The following is an 18,823-nucleotide window of genomic DNA, read 5'->3' as shown; positions in this document are numbered from 1 at the left end:
GGCGCTGGCTTGCCGGCGGTAGCGATCTGTCAGTCAATGACTGGACAGCTGCGCAGCGCCCTCCCGGGCAAGCCAGCGTCTGCAGGTGCGCGCTGCCCAGGCACTGGCCAAAACGGTGCACGCCTGAATGCAGGGCGCGGCACACGCGACCTTTTGGTGCAAGCTCAGCTCACACCACTCAGCACCCGCACCGCGTGTGGGTCAAAAAAGCTCGGCGGGGCCATGCCGGGGATGTATTGGTCGGAGACAAACATGCGGCAGCGCTCGGCAAACGCCGACACCACGCGCGACAGCTGGGTGTTGCTGGCCGTGGCATAGCCCAGCCGCATCGGCCGATGTGCACCGGCCAGGCGCAGGCGGATCACGCGCTTGCCGTCCTGGGACATATTGGATTTGGGCCGCGCATTCGCGAAGGAATAGCCGATCCCGTTGCCGACCATGGCGCGCACCGTTTCGAGGTTGGTGGAGCGCATGATGATGTTCGGCGTGGTGCCCGCCTGGATAAACAGGCTGAGGAAATAGTCGCGGCTCCACGGCGTATCCAGCAGCACCACCGGGTACGCCTCAAGGTCCTGCATGCTCACGGCCGGCAAGCTCGCCAGCGGATGATACTCGCCGACCATCACATACGGCGGCAGCTGCGCCAGGGGTTGGAAATCGATATCCGGGCTGGTCACCAGGTCATAGGTCAGGGCGATGTCCAGCTCGCCGCTGCGCAGTTTTTCCAGCAATTCCTCATGGTTGCCTTCGGCCTGGGTCAGGCGCACGCCGGGAAACGCGCGGCCAAAACCGAACACCAGTTCCGGCGTGATCATCGGCGCCAGCGACTCCAGGCAGCCCACCCGCAACGGCCCGCGCACCGTGTTCAATGACTCCGAGGCGATGGTGTAGAGGTTGGTCATCTGCTCCAGGATCAGCTTGGCCTCCTGCATCACCAGGCGCCCCACTGCCGTCAGCGAAATGCCCTGGGCGTGATGCCGGACAAACAGTTGGATGCCCAGCTCGGCCTCCATATGGGTGATCGCCGCCGAGATCGACGGCGACGACACGTGAATGCGTTCAGCTGCAGCACTGATGCTGCCCGCCTCTCCCGACGCGACGAAATACTCCAGTTGACGCTGAGTAATACGACTGAGCATTACGCCTGCCCCTCAACAATGACTGTACGGGCAGCGTTGCAGGGTTCGTGCCGGGTCCGCCGCGAACCGATGAGGGGCACAGGCTTCGGTTTTTCCTAAGCACTACCCCGCGCAAAAGCTGGTTTCGCCGGAACCGGGGCGGTGTGAAGCTGGATTCATCCCGCTTCCCACGAGTTGCCGTTATGCCTACCCACACCCGCATCCGCATGTTCAACACCCGGCAGACCTACCCCAACCAGGCCCTGGACAACGACCTGTGCCAGGCGGTCCGCGCCGGCAACACCATTTATGTGCGCGGCCAGATCGGCACCGATTTCGACGGCAACCTGGTCGGCCTCGGCGACCCGCGCGCCCAGGCCGAGCAGGCGATGAAAAACGTCAAGCAACTGCTGGAAGAGGCAGGCTCCGACCTCTCGCACATCGTCAAGACCACCACCTATTTGATCGACCCGCGCTATCGCGAGCCGGTGTACCAGGAGGTCGGCAAGTGGCTCAAAGGCGTGTTCCCGATTTCCACCGGGCTGGTGATCTCCGGGTTGGGCCAGCCGGAATGGTTGATGGAAATCGACGTGATCGCCGTCGTGCCGGATGACTGGACCGTATGAAAGCGGTGATCACCCGCGAGCCCGGCGGACCGCAGGTGCTGCAGTCCGTCGAGCGCCCGCTGCCGGATGTACAAGCCGGTGAAGTGCTGATTCGCGTCACGGCTGCCGGGGTCAATCGTCCCGACCTGATGCAACGCAGCGGCGCGCCGATTCCGGCAGGCGTCACCGATGTGCTGGGCCTCGAGGCGGCAGGCATCGTGGTCGCGGTAGGCAGTGGCGTGGATGAGTTCGCGATCGGCGATCGCGTGATGGCCTTGCTCAACGGCGGCGGCTACGCCGAGTACTGCGTGGCCCACGCGGCGCACTGCTTGCCGGTGCCTGCGGGGTTGTCGCTGCTCGATGCCGCCGGGGTGCCGGAAGCGGCCTTTGCCGTGTGGCACAACCTGTTTGAACTGGGGCGCTTGCGCAGCGGCGACAGCGTGCTGATCCACGGCGCCGCCAGCGGTGTCGGCAGCTTCGCCGTGCAATGCGCGCATGCCGCCGGTGCGCGGGTGATCGCCACGGCCGGCGGCCCACTCAAGGTCGCGATGCTGCAAACGCTCGGCGTGTGGCGCGCGGTTGACCGCCACCTTGAAGACTTCGTCGAGGCCGTGCACGACTGCACCGACGGCCGTGGGGTCGACGTGGTGCTGGATAACGTCGGCGGGCCCTATGTGGCACGCAACCTGGCGGCCATGGCCATGGGCGGACGACACGTGAGTTTGTCGTTCCTGCAAGGCGCCCATATCGACTTGGATTTGCAGGTGCTGATGCGCAAGAACCTCAGCCTGACGTCCTCCACCCTGCGCCCGAAAAGCCACGCCGAAAAAGCCCGCCTGGCGGTGTGCATCCGCTCACGCTTGTTGCCGTGGCTGGCGGCCGGCGTGGTGCGCCCGCAGATCCACGCGCGTGTGCCGCTGGCTCAAGCCGCCGAGGCGCACCGCCTGCTGGAAGCCAACGCCAATGTTGGCAAAGTCGTGCTGACCGTCGCTGAATAACCTGGAGCCCTTCATGACCCACCGCGTGTTTTTCCTCAATGGGCCCAACGCCAACCTCTACGGGCTGGATAAAAACGGCACCTACGGCCGCGAGAGCTTCGCCAGCATCCAGGCGCGCTGTGAACGCCACGCCGCCGGGCTGGGCCTGAGCCTGGACTTTCGCCAGAGCAACCACGAAGGCGTGCTGGTGGACTGGATTCAAGCGGCACGCCTTGACGCCGACGCCGTGGTAATCAACGCCGCCGGGCTCAGCTACAGCTCGGTGCCGATCCTCGACGCGCTGCTGGCCTTCGACGGCCCGATCATCGAAGCGCACATGAGCAACCTCTGGAAGCGCGAGAGCTTCCGGCACCACTCCTACGTCTCCAAAGCCGCCACCGGTGTGATCGCAGGGCTGGGCGCACTCGGTTACGAACTGGCACTCACCGCCGTGGCGGCATTGCTACAAGAAACCACCACCAGCGCCCACAGCTGAGACTCGGTGATGCCTACAAAACTCTTACCTCCCAGGAACCGCCCATGTCAGTAGAAACCATCAACACCCTGGTCGTCGGCGCAGGCCAGGCCGGCGTCGCCATGAGCGAACACCTGTCCCTCATGGGCGTCCCCCACATCGTCCTCGAACGCCACCGCATCGCCGAACGCTGGCGCTCCGAGCGCTGGGATTCTCTCGTCGCCAACGGCCCCGCCTGGCACGACCGCTTCCCCGGCCTCACCTTCGAAGACCTCTCCCCCGAAGCCTTCCCGCCCAAGGAGCGCATGGCCGACTACTTCGAAGCCTACGTGGATAAGCTGCAGGCGCCCGTGCGCACCGGTGTAGAAGTCCAGCAAGTGGAACGCCACATCGGCCGCCCGGGCTTCAAAGTCACCACCTCGGCCGGCGTGTTTGAAGCCGCCAACGTGGTCGCCGCCACCGGCCCGTTCCAGCGCCCCTCTATCCCCAACATCGTGCCTGCCAGCGCACCGCTTCACCAACTGCACTCCTCCACCTACAAGAACCCCGACCAACTGCCCGAAGGTGGCGTACTGGTGGTCGGCGCCGGCGCCTCCGGTTCGCAAATCGCCGAAGAACTGCAAAAGGCCGGCAAAACCGTATACCTCTCGGTCGGCGAACATTACCGCCCGCCGCGCGCCTACCGCAGCCGTGACTATTGCTGGTGGCTGGGTGCACTGGGCTTGTGGGACGAAGTCAAAATCCAACCGAAGAAAAAGCACGTGGCCTTTGCCGTCAGTGGCTATGAAGGCGGCAAGACCGTCGACTTCCGCCGCCTCGCGCACCAAGGCATTCAGTTGGTCGGCGTCACCCAGGATTGGCAGGACGGCGTCATGACCTTCCAACCTGGGCTCGCCGAAAACGTGGCCGAAGGCGACCGCGCCTACTTCGATGTACTGCGCGACGCGGATGCCTACATCGAGGCGAACGGGTTGCCGTTCCCCCTGGAGCCTGAAGCCTGGGAACTGCTGCCCGACCCTGAGTGCTTGGTGAACCCCATCCTCAGCCTGGATCTGGCGAAGGCCGGTATCACGACCATCCTCTGGGCCACCGGTTTCAGGTTCGATTTCAGCTGGCTGAAGGTCGATGCGTTCGACGAAAAAGGCGAGCCCTTCCACAAACGTGGGATCTCGGCGGAAAGCGGCATCTACTTCCTGGGCCTGCCCAACCTGGTCAACCGCGCGTCATCGTTCATCTACGGGGTGTGGCACGACGCGAAATACGTCGCCGACCACATCGTGCTGCAAAACGACTACAAGTCCTACAAGAAACCTGAGTGAGGCGGCCGACTACTTTCACACACCTCGGCGCGTCCCTGGGACGCGCCGAAAAACCACACCGCCCACAACCACCACCGCTCCGCCTGTAGGAGCTGTCGAGCCCCAGCGAGGCTGCTAAAACGCGCGCACCGACAATAAAAATCTCACGCCCCCAGCCCCCCACTTTGCGTAAACTGCGCCCCCTACTCGATCAGGACAACACCACCCAGGAGGGGTAACGCTTGAAACTGCTCAACACCGACACACCCATCACCCGACTCACGCTCAAAGACCAACTGACGGTTGACCCCTACAAGGCCTTGGCGCTGCTGGAAACACTCCTGCTGTTTTTCGTCGTGATGGCCCTGGTGCTGTTCGTCGCACACCGCGTCGGCATCACCGACACCTTCAAAAGCGCCCTTCTCTACAGCGGCACCTTCGGCGCATCTATCGGCATGGCGTTCAATATGTACCGCGAGGCCGCCCTGTCGGAGTGGACCTTCGCCGCCCCGGTCAGCCCCATTGCGCTGCAAAACGCCATGCTCAGCTTGAAGTATTCCGAGCGACAGCCAGGCGTGTACGGCCCCAAAAAACCCATGTTCACGCTGTTGCATCGCTGCGATTCGGAAAGAATCACAGTGACGACCCTGAACGGTAAAACGCACTTCACCGGCCCCGCCAACAAACTCAAAGCACTGTCGGCTTTGCCCCTCACTGATACACCCGACGCGCAGTGAGGACATGTCCTACAGCAGGCTTCAGCAGCTTGCCCCATTGCCTACAGTTACGTCAGAATCCGCCGGCTTGTGCGCTTGAGTGGGCGTCTCTAAGGTGGTTCGGTCGCTGAAAAATCAGTGATCGGGTTTAGTAGCCCGGGGTTATTCCAGTCAGTGCATAAGCTCATCAATCGGACGGCCTCGTCCGTGCTTGATGGTGGCTGTGTGCAGGGCGTCCTCGGGCGCGCCGGCTTTCTTGGAATTCCCCGGTCTACTAACCTGCGCACAGCTGCCACCCCTCTGTTTAGTAGCTAAGAGGTGACGGCCCTAAAGTGGGAATTCCAATATGTTCAAAGTCACGCCCAACCCTCCGAACGAGCCGGACCTGAAATTTAACCAGGCTGCGCATCGTGCAATCGATCACTACCTCAATCCAAAAACTGCCCCACCTGTGGCGCCCCTCAGCCTATTCACCGTCGCCGCCAACGCCAGCAACGAAACCCTGATCACCAACAGCTACGAAACCTTCTCCTCAGTAACCGCGTTGCTGCTCGACCTGTCAGAGGACTTGACCGGTAAACAGCGAGATGTGGTCCTGGCGATTCACCAGTTGAGTGAGTTGGGGGTGTTGTTGATGGACAGGCTGATGGAGCGGGAGTCGGCTGTAGCAGGCGGTTAAGCGTTCAGTTTTAGTACCCAAAAAAATCGCCGAGTCGTCGTGATTTCTACATGACGAATCGGCGATTGTGCGACTGAGCGGCTTTGTGGAAGGCATGAACAGACAAGGTATGTATTGGCCGAGCAGTCAGTCATGCCCGACGACTTCCGATCCCTCCCCCCGCCCGTGAATGCTCAGGGCACACCACCCGCCATTCTCAGCAACTGAGAAAACTGGTAGATCGCGAGGTGGATGTCGTCCCTCGTATCACCATCCCACGCCTCGACCGTTTCCAACTCGGCCCTGAGGGATTCGATGCGCCTCTCGATCTCCGCAATTTCCGCCGGCCCGCATTGCGACGCGATCGCTGCCCATTTTTCATGTGGGATTTGCTGTTGGATGGAAAGGGCTGATCGGGCTTGCGTGAATAGTGTTGGGAGTCTGCTCATTGAGTGCTGCGGGCCGGAGGATAAGGAAGGGTCAGCGATTTTAACTGTGTTGACGTCGGGGCTCGGCCAATTGCTGCTGTACACGACAGGCAGCAATCGGCCAAAAACGGACGCTCCATCCCCCCTAAAACGAAGTTGGAGAAGGGGGCCATTTCACTAAATTTGCTTGCTCGTCTTCGCGTCGTATTCGCCGTTATAGAGGCCATCAAACGTGAGAAAAAGACGGTTATTAACCCGCTCAATCCAATCCACCGTGGCCTGAAGATCACTAGTTGAAGCATCGATCCGTTGAAGCCAAAGCCTGAAAGGCTTAATGGTGAATTTTACGATCGGAGCAACGAATCTTATATCAGCTGGGTGGTAACCAGCGAAGGCCGAAAACGTGCCGTCGTCATTTCGCACCAAGCCCCAATCCATAGACTCATTCCAAGAGCCGTGTATCGATTCGGACATCATGCCGTAGGTGGCGGGATAGAGATCATCGTGTTCGATATCAGCGAAAATGTCGCGAAAGCTTTTACCTTGTAAACGCCATCTATTTTTTTTCTGCTCCTCAAAATCATCTCGTGTTAACCCTTCAAAATCCATTTTTTCTACGATTGCGGCTAGCAAACGCTTGCCGGCTTTTGTGTGGAAGAACGGAGAGCCTTCCTCCAAGTTTTTGAGAAGTTTAAGTCGATCTTTGTAGGAGCATTTTCGGTAGTCAGCAATCACTGCATCACCATTCAGCATTAGATAGCTGGCGAGAGTTGTCGCTTCAATGAGGGGACGCTCAAAAATTGCGATTATCTCGGCATTATCCTGTTCGTGGTACTTAACACATTCCTTGAATAACTTGGATATTCGGACCAAAAGCCCAAGGATAGGAGCATCGTTGATCGAATACCCTGTTGGGTTGCGCTGGATGTTAGTTACCCTCGTGAGCGCGTCATAAATTTCTGCGACATCTTTGAAAAACGTTGTCGAAAAAGCATGCAGCCCTTCCAAAGAACTAAAATGATGCTCAATGTAGGACGGCTGGTATTTTTCGGTAATTAGGGAAAATTCCAGCATGCGGGGTCACCATATAAGGCATAAATAATCATGATGTTTGGTTTGGTCGCCGCCACGAGTTCATGTGGGGGCGAACAGATCTTTTGAACACAGCCCGATTCTGGTCAGCTCTGAAGTTCTCTTTCAGCTTGGCACTGCTCAGCATGCCAGTTATTCCAGGCGGACAGATCATTTTTAAAGGTCGTTGGGCAAACTAGTCTTGGCCGGATTAAGTGTATATCACTTGGTTCTTGAGCGAACACGTAGCGATCTGCATGCTCGATGATGATCTTTCGTATCAGCCTGGCAGTTTTAACATCCAGTACGGTACCTCGCGGCCAGACCTTGTTACCAACGCAGGTGTACAGCAGGTGTTTTGGGCTCAAAGGTAGGAGTATGTCGCCGTTCTTGATTCCCCAGCCGCCACCAAAGTCATAGTTTTTTGCATCTTGAAAGTTAAGACGTATCAGCGGATTATCAGATGTCGGCCAAGACAAGCCAGCGGGAGCATGCAGGATAGTCCACCTGTGAGCAGGTAAGCGGCCAAGCGTTTTTGTAAGTACGTGCTTCATCTGCCAGATCCATAATCGCCTTCCAACAATAGTTTCCGCTTTGACTCGGCCGCCGCCACTCGGAAGAGCCTCAACAGATATCTTAAAGAGAGAGAGAGCGTCGTTTTCCTCCGAAGAATATGGTAGTGGCTCATTTCGCCTAGTGGCTTCTTCCATTTCTTGAACGGAGCGCTGCATGGTCTCATTCATCAATGTCTGCAATGTCGCTTTCTGCCGACGCAAGAACTCCCTAAGGCGGGCCGGAGTGCGGACATCTAGAGCAACCGCGAAACGCACCAGCCTTCTCCAGTGTTCTGGAAACATGCGACCTTCTTGAACAACTCGACGTATTGATTCTTCTGCAGGGCTCTCAAACTCACTGTCGAGCCAGCGCTCAAACTCATCCGTCTCTTCTTGACCCACCAGATAAGTGTAAAGATGTTGATGATAAGCAATTCCTTTCAGGGATTGCTTCTTCCAAAGCGGAATGTTTTCGCTAGGAACCAATAATCGGTAAGTAGAAATTTGACCTTCATACGCCCACTGTTTCAGGTAAAGCTTGGGGACGTAGTGGTTGTCTTTACGCAGCTGCTGCATCACCTGACTCCTCGTCAAGAAGGTAAGGTTTCACGAATCATACCTAAATGCGGGCGACTTGTTGCCTGCTATGAGCTAATGAATATCCGACATCCTGTCACAAACAGCGCTTCAGAATTAGATGTAGCTATCGGCCTAGAATCGAATGCGCCCGACCGGCAGCTATGGGGCAATTTTGCCGGTCACGACAGGCATAAAACGGCCAAAAGCCGTCGGTCGCGAACGGCAGCAATCGACCATTGCGGCTTATCACAATAAGCAGAAACCGGGCAATTTCAGTCGCCCACCACGAGAGTCCGATTGTCCCCTCTGACACAGCGACCGACACTTGCTTAGTTGAGAACCTAAAATTTCACTATGTCTCGATTTCTTTCAGTTTCAAACCGTAGGTACCCAATTTTTATCATGCACTCTCACCCCATCCCGAAATGGTCCTAAACCCCAGAGGCAACTGCACTTACCGCGTGCAGTGCTTGTGGTATTGCGCGCTCTTGTTGGACACCGAACAGTACGTAGCCAGTGTTTGGAGTGCTTCACGGATTGCAAACTGATGTCGTATGACAAAGTGCCGCCAGCCTAACTCCTTGATTCCTAATGGCATGACCTCATAGCTTTCAAAATATGATACCGGAGAGAAACCCCAACCGAAATAATAGGGTAACTCTCCTTGCTTTCATCTGAAATGTTATTGATTAGAGTCTGCTTTTAAAGTGCGCCAATCAATAAACAACCTTAAAGACGAGAGAATCAAAAAGACCAAATAACACCCGCTAATTAAAACCAAAATTAATTTCAACAAATAATTTTCCGGGAGAAAATTATTCGCAATGGTAAAAAGCAGAATACATAGTACATATATAGAGCCAGACCAGGATAGAAGTTTATTTCTCCTGCTTTCAGCATGCCAAACTATACGCATGCGGTTTCTATCACTGATCATGTAGCTCGACATAATCATTAGCGCAGGAATAAAGTACAAAACTGAAGAAACTTGAAATTCACCCTGAGCTTGCCGATATCCAATAGCATATAAAGAAAGCCCGCCTAACAAAAAGACAAAAACATTAGAAAATAACGATGGAGTAGCGACCGCCCTTAAGTTAAGCTGACTTAACCACGGCGGAGCGTTAGCCGGAACTGATAACACAACGAGGAAGGTAAACATCACCATCCCTTGAAGAAAGTCTACATATGGAAAACCTAAATCTCGAGAGAAATATAGCAGAACGGATAAACAGGCTGTTACAAAAACGAAAATTCGAGCCCAGTGAGAAGACCATTTCTCTGCATTACACATTAACTCGATAAGTTGCGAAGAATTTTTCCCTCCCTCTTTTTTTGAAACCATCAAAACTCTTTTGGCGAGAACTCTAAATCCATATATATAGGAGAAGCGCATATGCTCAGCCGAGGCAGACTCATCCTTATCTAGAAATGTATCATCCCGTATATAAGGTACACACCCACTTATTATCGAGTAAATTCCCCCAACTCCTCCGCGACCGAACAACAGTCCTTCATCCTCAAGAACCTTATTTAATATCGAGGAAGCTAAGTGTTCAGATTGATCTTTATGTAAGGAAGGAAGTAGCCTCAACAGCTGATTTGTTCGATCTACTGAAAGCCTTGAGGCAATCATATCGATCGCCCTCGTACTTTGTTCGAAATTCCCCCTCTCTATCCATTCCACAAGTAAATTTTCAAAGCTCGTACTGAGATAGCCCACTTCTTTCAAACAAGCGTCCCAAGCCTCGGGATGCTTTGCCAGTACGGCTGTCGCCTGCGGAGTACCGGCTGTTGCTAGGGACAACCCTACCAAGGACAAGATTTCGTCATTAACGCATTTATACCCTAAACGCTTTTCGAGCTCCGTAAGTAATAACTCTTCCTGTCCCGCTTTAACCTTGCGCAAAAGTGTTACAGCAGCGCTTCCAGCGGCCTTTTCCACTGCATCAATAGAGGATAAGCAAACTTCAATTGCCCTATCCTGCATCGCGATAGAAGGTGTAGGGCATTCAGAAACTGCCGAAACAGCCAGCAATGGTGAGCTTAAAAATAGGGCCTCAAGAAGTTCATTTGGGTCTCTTTGCTGAGCAACTGTCAATAGTATTGTTTCCCGCCACCAAGATACTGGACTAAGCGTTGAAACACCTAGCGCACCGACGCTACTAATAACATCTAATGACGCAAAATACTCCTGAAGGCTAAATTGAGCGAATACAACGTTATTACCGCCCTCACGAACAAGAATACCAGTCTTGGTGGCAATGCTATCAATTAATGCCAACCCGTCATCTGCGCTGTACCCAAAGGTTGGAAGCCAATTCTCAAGTAATGTTACACAATCAGAGATACGAAATTCTGATATTTCATTTTTTTGCATATGAAACGCAATCTTAGGAAGAATACGATCATACACTGGTCGGTTGGGATCTGGAGGATGTCCCTGCGCTGCCGCCCAATCTGCGACAAGCCAATTCGCAACTCGCCTTAAATACTCAAATCTTTCTTCTGGTATTCCTTGATTTGATTCTGTGTACTGCATTAACCCGCCAATTAGCAGCAGCGGAGATCTCGCCAATTCAAGGATTTTATTGGCTGCACCTAGATCTCTCCAAAAAGTATCTCTAGATTTTTCTTTTGGGTAATCCAAGGGCCACTTTTCAGCAAAGCGTTTTATTTGCTCGTCAGTTAAAGGGCGCACCTCCCATATTTCCGGCAGATCCAGAGGAATATTTCTGTACGCTTCTTTACGACAACTAACGATCAAGTTAGAAAATGAGCTTTCACTTACGAAATACTTATTGTAAAACTGATTTATATGACCACATATCTCATCTCGCAGGTGCGGCCTAACTTCGTCCAGCCCATCCAGGACGCAAGTAACACCTTTTTGAAGTTCTGATCTCAAAAAAACCTCAGGATCCGGTATACCTGCATCCTTGAACTTCTCAATTAAACACCCCTCAATGCTTTGATATCCATGGTACTCTCTAAGCCTTACAAGAAATGGCAGAGCACTACTATCATTTAATTTGCGGAGCACTATGTTTTTTACAGTGGTCGATTTTCCTGCTCCAGGCCCACCTACCAAAACATATGATCTATTTGGCCTACTCCTTGCGCTGCTATCTGTCTGATTAAGATCAGATCTATAAATATCTAAATCGACATACACATCTGCAATGGCGAAACCACTTCTTCTACCGATTACAATCAAAGAGCTACACTCATCCCGGAGCTTCTTTCTATATTTTTTTATGCCTCGATATAGCTTAAACTTTCTATTAAGGGCATTTAATACACCACCCCACATCAAAAAACCCGTAAAAATAACAGAGGCAATAACACCGTATAAAACCGACATCCAGTCCCATTTTTCAATCGCTAATAATGTAGCATCCATACTCCACTCCATTGAGAATCCTCTATCCGCGCTATGCGAGGCTCAGCAGCCAAAATTTACTTATATTGCTGCTGGTTTTTTTATATCAATCTTTAATATCAAACCAATATTGATTTCAACCTGCCACAAATAAAAATCCAACTCCCCCGTGGGCACCACACCTGTACTTTTCAAATCAGTTATAGACATGTAACTTCCTTGATAGCTTGTAGGGTGGCGTTACGCTATCAGCGTAGTTAGGCATTGTCCATCGAGTACACCGTAGGATGTGGTCCAGTGGGCCGTCTGACCGACTTGCCGGCACCGAGAGGCCGGAATGGGTCGATCTTTAGTCGTCACGAAAGGCAGCTTCTGGCCGAAAGCAACCATTCACAAGCAAGCGACACCGTCCCTACCCGCCGCGTTACCAAAAAGCCCCTAAAGCACGATTCATCTAAGCCTAAATCCAATCGACCACACCAGATCAGCACCCAAAACATTAGAATGCCGCCCTCCCCAACCACAAGGACGTAGGCAGCAATGATAAAACAACGCTTCTCCCTAGCCCTCAGCCTCCTATGGCGCACCTACCTGGCGTATTTCATCTACTCGGTAGTATTCAGCCTGGCGCTGGGGTTCACGATCGGTGCTGAATTGCTTGCCAGCAAGGATTTTCTGCGGTTCGGGCCGCCGTTCACGCTTGGTTTGTTTGCGCTGTTGATCGCCGTCCTGGAACTCGGAGGTCGCGTCAATGTGCTGCAGGCCGTGTTCGGTGCGCGGTTGAAGCGTACACAGGCTCACTGGCGGACCTATGTGCTTCAGTTGTCATTGCTACTGATTGCCCTGGCACTCTTGAATGCCCTGTTCGCACTCTTCGCTCCGTTTGAGGTTTGGGTGTACTACAAAGTCTATGGCGCCCCGTTGCTGTTTGCCGTTGGCATCTTTGTGCTGGGTTGGGCGCAAACGCCCTCCACCGCTGAAACGATCGCGGTACACGCAGAAGAGTCATCACCCACGAGTGCTGCACCTAAGTGGCCATAAACTAAGGGCTTTGGGCTTCAGGGTTTGACCCCGAATCCCTTCGCCGATTTTTCATACCTGCGCCTGGCCCGTTCTCCGCTACGCTTTTCCACATTCACTTCCCCGGTGAGCGGGATAGTTGGCAGTGAAAACGGAAGAGGCTTGGTGTGATGACTCAATCGAGAACGGCCTATGGACATTACGATTTGTCGCAAGCGTGGTTTTTTTGATAGCGCCCATGGGCGACGTGTCCCACTGCTGGTGCTCTTTAACGGCGCGGTTGTCGGCCGTGTTGCAACCGGTGAAGTCTTAGCGCTGACACTGGCGGATGTGGTCGGCACGTTGCAAGTCGGTCTCCTTGACGACAGGAAACCGTCTCGCAGTGGGGATGTGCCTGAGGGCGTTTTCTCTGTCAGTCAGGGCATCAGTATTTCCCCGAGCCCTCAGGTTCAGGCTTTTTCGGTAAAGACCCGCAGTTGGGTGTTGTTTGATGTTTTTGATTGGGTGTATTTTCGGCCACTGGGGCGCTGGGTGTTCGCGGTCCAGAAAGAAGCCACCTAGCGGCCCCTGAATCAGGCTCCGCTCGGGCTTCTCTGGCGCGACGCCCTGTCAGCCCCGCTTCGGCAGCTTCCAATTCGGTCGAATGAAGTGGCAGGTGTAGCCGTTGGGAATCCGCTCCAGGTAATCCTGATGCTCCGGCTCCGCCTCCCAAAACGGGCCTGCTGGCTCGATCTCTGTCACCACCCTTCCCGGCCATAGCTTCGACGCGTCTACATCCGCCGCCGTATCTTCCGCAATATCGCGCTGCTGTTCGCTCAGGTAATAAATCGCCGACCGATAGCTCGGGCCGAGGTCATTGCCCTGCCGGTTAGGCGTGCTCGGGTCGTGGATCTGGAAAAAGAATTCCAGGATCTGCCGGTAACTGATTACCGCCGGGTCAAACACGATTTCAATCGCTTCAGCATGGTTGCCGTGGTTGCGGTAGGTGGCGTTCGGCACGTCGCCGCCGGTGTAGCCGACGCGTGTCTGCAGCACGCCAGGGTAGCGTCGCAACAGGTCTTGCATGCCCCAGAAGCATCCGCCGGCAAGGATGGCGGTTTCGGTTGGGTTGGTCATGGTCTGTCCTTCCGCTCAATGGATACAGGGATAGTTATGGGGCTGGGTTGGCCAATAGCAAGTTGAACGGTGGATTGCCCGAATCAGCCCGCGCGCCTGGCACTGACAGACAACCACTAATCCCGAAGCTTGCGCATTATCTGCAAGACCAACGGTTTCACATATTTCTCACCGGGGTCCGTTTCGGGCGGGTCGTCGCTGCGCCGCCACTCGCCCTGATCGAACGCCTGATACAGCGAAAACGCAGGCTGCGGCAGGTCACGGGACATGCCCACGTCAACGATGGCGTCGATGAGCCCGTTGAGCACGCCGTCGCAGAACGCATAGGTCAAAGTGCCCTGGAGATAGCGCTCGGCAAGGCTGATGGACAGGGTGTTCAGCAGCGCTTGCGGTGTCACGCCGAATTTTTCGCATGGCTCGGCCAGGTCATCCAGCGTCAAGCCGCTGGCTTCGGCTTGTACCAAGAGCCTGTTGAGTTCGGTCTCCGGTAACACACCGCGTGTGAGCAGATTCACCGCGGCGCCGGGGGGTGTGCGGGGCTCACTCATAAAATTTGCCAGCGAATAATATCGCCGCGCAGCGTTGCCACACATTGGGTACCGTTGCTTGCGTTTGGGCAAGCCCGGCGCTGGCCTCTGCCCACGCGGTTGCCGCCTCGAAAAACGCATCGACAGAGCGGTTTTCCCAACCTAGTGCGCCGGGCCCATAGGGCGATGAAGGCGAGGCCTTTTCGATCTCGCGCTCGTGGGCGAAATCGGTACCGAGCGCCTCGATAAAGCGGATGAACGACGGTTCATCGCTGACGTGCGCCAACAACTCATGAAGGTCCACAGGGCTAGGCATAGGGTTCCAGGCAAGGTGCAACGAGTCGGCGCATGCTGCCGCACGGCATCGTCAATGGTCAACTTCGGCGGTGTTGGCCGCTTTTTTGTGGCCAGCCGGGGATGCATTGCGGCAGGTTTCAGGTAATGATGCGTCACCCGAATCAAGGACGATAACAACAATGAAAACTGCCCTGCGCGCCCTGTTCCTGCTGTGCCTGGCCACTCCCGCCGTGGCCGCCGAAAGCCCTGTGGGCTTGCGGACTGCCACCCTGGCGGATGCGAAAAACACTCGCCCACTCGAGCTGGTCGTCTGGTACCCCACCAGCACCTCGGCCACACCTGAGCTGATCGCCGACAACGCGGTGTTCGTCGGCGCGCTCGCCGTCCCCGACGCGCCGCCCGCTGCCGGTGAGCATCCGCTGGTGGTGCTGTCCCACGGGTACGGTGGCAACTGGCTCAATCAGGTATGGCTGGCGAGTGCGTTGGCGCATCGGGGCTTCATCGTGGCGGCGGTCAACCACCCTGGCACCACCAGCAAGGACCGCAGCCCGCAGGCCGCCGCGCAGTTGTGGCAACGCCCAGCCGACCTGAGCCGCGCTATCGACGCGGTGCTGGCTCAACCGACGCAGTTTGGCGCGGTGGCAAAGACGCGGATTGCCGCTGTGGGCCATTCCCTCGGCGGCTGGACCGTGCTGGAAATCGCCGGCGCACGCTTCGACCCCGACCTGTTCAGCCGCGACTGCAGCGCACACCCCAAGCTCGGCGGTTGCATTGGCTACCAGCAGATGAACCCCGCCGGTACGCCTGCCGGCAAAGCCCAACTGGCGGCGGACTTGAGCGACACACGCGTCAGCGCCATTGTGTCCTTGGACCTGGGCCTGTCACGCGGCCTGACCGACGCCAGCCTGGCCGCGCTGCCGGTGCCGGCGCTGGTGATCGCGGGGGGCGTGCCGTCAGAGGATATGGACCCCAACCTGGAGTCCGCCGCCATGGTCAAGCGCCTGCCAAAGGCATCGACGCAGTACGTGGAAATCGGCGACGCCACGCACTTCAGCTTCATGACGATCTGCAAGCCGGGCGGCATGGCGTTGATTGAAGAGGATTCCCCGGGGGATGGCATGATCTGCCGCGACGGCGAGGGCGCACGGCCTCGGGCGCAGATTCAGCAGCAGGTGGTGGCGTTGATCAGTGAGTTTTTGGGACGTACAGCGCCGCAAAAAAGCCTCTGAAGAAATAATTGCATCAAATGCGCTGCATGTTTGATCCGAGCATTTGCTGATAGCTGCCAAATGGCGGTCGGCGATGACGCAGGCCAAGCGTTTGGTGCGGGGTGTCAAGGCTCATCGTGTCTTCCCTGCGGCGTTCAATAGTCGGGGTTTCATGGCCCGATTATTGGCGAAAGACACGGTGATTCAATGCACGGATCGGCGCTAAAAAGCGACCCAGGCAGCGGCTGGCGATTTTTAAACTGGTATCATCGCGGCCTGTATCCACCAGGTAAAAACCGATGAATCGCCAGAAAAAACTCCAGCAGCTGTTCAAGGCCAAGGCCAAGAAGGCCAGCGCCAAATTGGCGCCGAAAAGCAAGGACCGCTATATCAGCAAGGCGGATCGGGAAAAGCTGGCGGCCGAAGCGGCCCAGGAGCCCAGCCTTTCCCCCGAGGCGTGACTCAGCAACCGCTCAACGCCACCTGCGGCCGCTCGCCGGCAAAGAAAAACGGCCGCAGGCGCACGCCCACGCTATTGCCGATAAACGCCGCCACCAGCCACACCCAGCCATGCAGGCTGCCTGAGGCGATGCCGCTGAAGTACGCGCCGATGTTGCAGCCGTAGGCCAGGCGCGAGCCGTAGCCGAGCAGCAGGCCGCCGATCACTGCCGCGACCAGCGAGCGCGCCGGGATTTTCAGGCTGGGGGCAAAACGCCCGGCCAGGCCGGCAGCCAGCAGCGCACCGAGGACGATGCCGATGTCCATGACGCTGGTGATGTCTTCCCACACCGGCGCGGCCAGCGCCTTGGCGTTGCCCGGCATCTGCCAGAACGCCCAGCTGGCCACATCCACGCCCAATCCGCTTGCCACCTTGGCGCCCCACAATGCGAACGCCGAGGTAATCCCCCACGGCCGCCCGGCCAGTGCCAGGGTCGCGTAGTTGAGCAGCGCCAGGCCAATCGCGCCCCACACCAATGGCCACGGCCCGCGCAGGAAACGGCGCAGGCCCTGGTGCTCGCTGGTTGCGCCGGCTTCGAGTTGGCCATGACGGCGTTTTTCCAAGCGCACGGTGACAGCTGCAATCAGGCCGAACACGGCCAGGCTGAGGATCAAGGCCGGCACCACGCCGAAGCTCTTGACGATGGACACGGCCGGGAACGCCGGCAGTGCAAACCACCAGTCGACATGGTGCGTGGCGATCAACGAGCCACAAATGAAGAAGAACAGCGTCACCAGCATGCGCGCATTCCCGCCGCCCACGGTGAACAGCGTGCCGGACGCACACCCGCCGCCCAACTGCATGCCGATGCCGAAAATAAACGCACCAAACACCACGGAAACGCCCGCCGGCGCTACCAGCCCGACCACCGGTTGCCCGAACAACGTGCCCGCCCCCAGCGCCGGGAAGAACAGCAGCACCGCCACCGCAAGCATCACCATTTGCGCACGCAGGCCGGCGCCGCGCCGATCATTGATGAACACCCGCCAGGCCGAGGTGAAACCAAAGGCGGCGTGGTAGAGGGTCAGGCCCAGCGCCGCGCCGACCACCAGCAACAGCACCTGGCGCGAGCCCACGCTGTTTTGCAGGAACAGGGCGCCAAGCACCAGGATGATAAAAGCCACCAACGGCGCAACAGGCGTGCGCGCGGGGGCGAGAGGGAGAGAACTGCTCATGGGGTATCTCGGTGTGAAGGGGTTGAATGCGAGGGGGACGAGTATAAACCCAGGGCACGCGGGGGGCGCGTTGTGCCTGACAGACTTTTTTGTGAGGAGCGATCGTCTTCTGTGGTGAGCGGGCTTGTTGTGGGGAGTGATCATCTTCTGTGGTGAGCAGGCTTGTTGTGATGAGTGCTCATCTTTTGTGGTGAGTGGTCATTCCTTGTGGTGAGTGATCATCCTTTGTGGCGAGCGGGCTTGCCCCGGTACAAACCGGGGACATCGTTTACATTTCTAACCGGGGACATGGTTTACAGGCTAATACGCATGATCAGGAGGTAACTGATCATGCCCTGGAACCAAGAGTCCCCAGCCGACCCCCTGTGGCAAGCGGTCATCCTTCGTGGTGAGCGGGCTTGCCCCGCGTTGGGCTGCGCAGCAGCCCCAATCCAGCAGAATGCGGTGTGTCAGGAACTACTCAGTGGATGGCTTTGGGGCCGCTACGCAGCCCAACGCGGGGCAAGCCCGCTCACCACAGGAAGCTTGCTCGCCACCACAAATCCATTCCCCACAGAGAAACTGCTCGCCCTCCCCGCCCACATGAAAAAAATTTAATACAGCTAAACTGTACAGTTTTCCTGTACCCATGCTACGGTTTCAGCATGACTAAACCACCCTCCACCCCCTCATCGCATTCCGCCGCCCCCCTGGCCGCCGAGCTGCGTATTTCCCTGGGCAAGCTGATCCGCCGCCTGCGCGAGCAAACCCATCCGGATGACTTCACCACCGCGCAAAAGTCCGTACTGCTGCGCCTGGATCGCGATGGACCGAGCACTGTTTCTGCCCTCGCCCGCGCCGAAAGCGTCAAGCCGCAGTCGATGCGCATCACCGTGGCCGGGCTGGAAGTGATGCAGGCCGTGAGCGGCAAGCCGGACCCAAGTGACGGCCGGCAGACGCTGATCAGCCTCACGCCGAGCTTTCGCAAACACCTGAGCGAAAACCGCGCGGCCAAAGACGATTGGCTACTGCGCGCGCTGCAGGAACAACTGTCGCCCCAGGAACAAGACGAACTCGCCGCCGCGGTGAAACTGCTGGAGCGCCTCGCCGACTTTTGACTCTCCCCTACCCGCTTGAGGAA

21 protein-coding genes are annotated in these 18,823 nt (G+C 56.7%); 11 read left to right on the top strand and 10 right to left on the bottom strand.

The features are described 5' to 3' along the window. Window positions 1–164 precede the first annotated feature (164 nt). Window positions 165–1,139 carry a LysR family transcriptional regulator gene (locus tag AC07OJ_RS17765; protein WP_065904400.1) on the bottom strand — a complete coding sequence of 325 codons (975 nt, stop codon included), beginning with the start codon at window positions 1,137–1,139 and terminating at the stop codon, window positions 165–167. 182 nt (window positions 1,140–1,321) lie between these two features. Here AC07OJ_RS17765 and AC07OJ_RS17760 point away from each other — a divergent pair, with 182 nt between their 5' ends. The 6 genes from AC07OJ_RS17760 to AC07OJ_RS17735 all read left to right on the top strand — a co-directional run bounded on the left by AC07OJ_RS17760 (window position 1,322) and on the right by AC07OJ_RS17735 (window position 5,868). After that, window positions 1,322–1,744, top strand: a complete 423-nt coding sequence (locus AC07OJ_RS17760) for a RidA family protein (protein WP_065904398.1) — start codon at window positions 1,322–1,324, stop codon at window positions 1,742–1,744. Beyond that, window positions 1,741–2,721 (top strand): NAD(P)H-quinone oxidoreductase, encoded by a 981-nt coding sequence (locus AC07OJ_RS17755; RefSeq protein WP_495094901.1) that lies wholly within the window; start codon window positions 1,741–1,743, stop codon window positions 2,719–2,721. Before AC07OJ_RS17760 ends, AC07OJ_RS17755 begins: the two co-directional genes overlap by 4 nt. 13 nt (window positions 2,722–2,734) lie before the next feature. Then, entirely contained in the window at window positions 2,735–3,196 is a 462-nt protein-coding gene (locus tag AC07OJ_RS17750; protein WP_120449236.1) for a type II 3-dehydroquinate dehydratase, read from the top strand. Window positions 3,197–3,240: 44 nt separating this feature from the next. Next, complete coding sequence (locus tag AC07OJ_RS17745) at window positions 3,241–4,494, top strand: flavin-containing monooxygenase (RefSeq protein ID WP_495094900.1); 1,254 nt, start codon at window positions 3,241–3,243, stop codon at window positions 4,492–4,494. A 221-nt stretch (window positions 4,495–4,715) separates the two neighbouring features. Further along, window positions 4,716–5,210, top strand: a complete 495-nt coding sequence (locus AC07OJ_RS17740) for a hypothetical protein (RefSeq protein WP_495094899.1) — start codon at window positions 4,716–4,718, stop codon at window positions 5,208–5,210. Window positions 5,211–5,535: 325 nt separating this feature from the next. Continuing rightward, window positions 5,536–5,868, top strand: a complete 333-nt coding sequence (locus AC07OJ_RS17735) for a DUF6124 family protein (RefSeq protein ID WP_065904389.1) — start codon at window positions 5,536–5,538, stop codon at window positions 5,866–5,868. A gap of 173 nt (window positions 5,869–6,041) precedes the next feature. Here AC07OJ_RS17735 and AC07OJ_RS17730 read toward each other — a convergent pair whose 3' ends face one another. The 5 genes from AC07OJ_RS17730 to AC07OJ_RS17710 form a co-directional block, all read right to left on the bottom strand. Continuing rightward, a complete protein-coding gene (locus AC07OJ_RS17730; protein WP_495094898.1) occupies window positions 6,042–6,296 on the bottom strand; it encodes a hypothetical protein in 255 nt (84 codons plus the stop codon). A gap of 156 nt (window positions 6,297–6,452) precedes the next feature. Further along, the gene (locus AC07OJ_RS17725; RefSeq protein WP_495094897.1) at window positions 6,453–7,349 is read right to left on the bottom strand and encodes a DUF5677 domain-containing protein; all 897 of its coding nucleotides are present in this window, start codon (window positions 7,347–7,349) and stop codon (window positions 6,453–6,455) included. A gap of 104 nt (window positions 7,350–7,453) precedes the next feature. Next, window positions 7,454–8,476 carry a DUF4238 domain-containing protein gene (locus AC07OJ_RS17720; RefSeq protein ID WP_495094896.1) on the bottom strand — a complete coding sequence of 341 codons (1,023 nt, stop codon included), beginning with the start codon at window positions 8,474–8,476 and terminating at the stop codon, window positions 7,454–7,456. Between the two features lie 685 nt (window positions 8,477–9,161). Continuing rightward, window positions 9,162–11,882: an NACHT domain-containing protein gene (locus tag AC07OJ_RS17715; protein WP_495094895.1), complete on the bottom strand. Its 2,721-nt coding sequence runs from the start codon at window positions 11,880–11,882 to the stop codon at window positions 9,162–9,164. Window positions 11,883–11,942: 60 nt separating this feature from the next. Further along, window positions 11,943–12,071 (bottom strand): hypothetical protein, encoded by a 129-nt coding sequence (locus AC07OJ_RS17710; protein ID WP_495094894.1) that lies wholly within the window; start codon window positions 12,069–12,071, stop codon window positions 11,943–11,945. A 330-nt stretch (window positions 12,072–12,401) separates the two neighbouring features. On the opposite strand from AC07OJ_RS17710, the gene AC07OJ_RS17705 reads away from it, so the two are divergent. Together AC07OJ_RS17705 and AC07OJ_RS17700 are read left to right on the top strand one after the other, a co-directional pair. Beyond that, window positions 12,402–12,902, top strand: coding sequence for a septation protein IspZ (locus AC07OJ_RS17705; RefSeq protein ID WP_495094893.1), 501 nt, complete (start codon window positions 12,402–12,404; stop codon window positions 12,900–12,902). Between the two features lie 171 nt (window positions 12,903–13,073). Further along, a complete protein-coding gene (locus AC07OJ_RS17700) occupies window positions 13,074–13,442 on the top strand; it encodes a hypothetical protein (RefSeq protein ID WP_495094892.1) in 369 nt (122 codons plus the stop codon). A 48-nt stretch (window positions 13,443–13,490) separates the two neighbouring features. Here the strand turns inward: AC07OJ_RS17700 and msrA are convergent, their stop codons facing one another. The 3 genes from msrA to AC07OJ_RS17685 form a co-directional block, all read right to left on the bottom strand. Beyond that, window positions 13,491–13,997: a peptide-methionine (S)-S-oxide reductase MsrA gene (gene msrA / locus AC07OJ_RS17695; RefSeq protein ID WP_065904383.1), complete on the bottom strand. Its 507-nt coding sequence runs from the start codon at window positions 13,995–13,997 to the stop codon at window positions 13,491–13,493. Window positions 13,998–14,113: 116 nt separating this feature from the next. Beyond that, window positions 14,114–14,545, bottom strand: a complete 432-nt coding sequence (locus tag AC07OJ_RS17690; RefSeq protein ID WP_495094891.1) for a hypothetical protein — start codon at window positions 14,543–14,545, stop codon at window positions 14,114–14,116. Next, entirely contained in the window at window positions 14,538–14,840 is a 303-nt protein-coding gene (locus AC07OJ_RS17685) for a DUF7660 family protein (protein WP_495094890.1), read from the bottom strand. The genes AC07OJ_RS17690 and AC07OJ_RS17685 overlap by 8 nt, the downstream gene beginning before the upstream one ends. A gap of 160 nt (window positions 14,841–15,000) precedes the next feature. Here AC07OJ_RS17685 and AC07OJ_RS17680 point away from each other — a divergent pair, with 160 nt between their 5' ends. Together AC07OJ_RS17680 and AC07OJ_RS17675 are read left to right on the top strand one after the other, a co-directional pair. Further along, window positions 15,001–16,050, top strand: a complete 1,050-nt coding sequence (locus AC07OJ_RS17680; protein WP_495094889.1) for an alpha/beta hydrolase family protein — start codon at window positions 15,001–15,003, stop codon at window positions 16,048–16,050. Window positions 16,051–16,328: 278 nt separating this feature from the next. After that, window positions 16,329–16,490 carry a DUF2986 domain-containing protein gene (locus tag AC07OJ_RS17675; RefSeq protein WP_065904377.1) on the top strand — a complete coding sequence of 54 codons (162 nt, stop codon included), beginning with the start codon at window positions 16,329–16,331 and terminating at the stop codon, window positions 16,488–16,490. A 1-nt stretch (window position 16,491) separates the two neighbouring features. On the opposite strand, the gene AC07OJ_RS17670 is transcribed toward AC07OJ_RS17675, so the two are convergent. Next, window positions 16,492–17,703 (bottom strand): YeeE/YedE family protein, encoded by a 1,212-nt coding sequence (locus tag AC07OJ_RS17670; protein WP_495094888.1) that lies wholly within the window; start codon window positions 17,701–17,703, stop codon window positions 16,492–16,494. A gap of 644 nt (window positions 17,704–18,347) precedes the next feature. Here AC07OJ_RS17670 and AC07OJ_RS17665 point away from each other — a divergent pair. Next, on the top strand, window positions 18,348–18,800 hold the full coding sequence (locus tag AC07OJ_RS17665; protein ID WP_495094887.1) for a MarR family winged helix-turn-helix transcriptional regulator: 453 nt from the start codon (window positions 18,348–18,350) through the stop codon (window positions 18,798–18,800). Window positions 18,801–18,823: the final 23 nt, after the last annotated feature.

The sequence above is a fragment of the Pseudomonas sp. GW821-FHT09C08 genome, assembly GCF_059418125.1.
The sequence above is the reverse complement of the archived record's forward strand: the minus strand, read 5'-3'. Positions and strand labels throughout refer to the sequence as shown.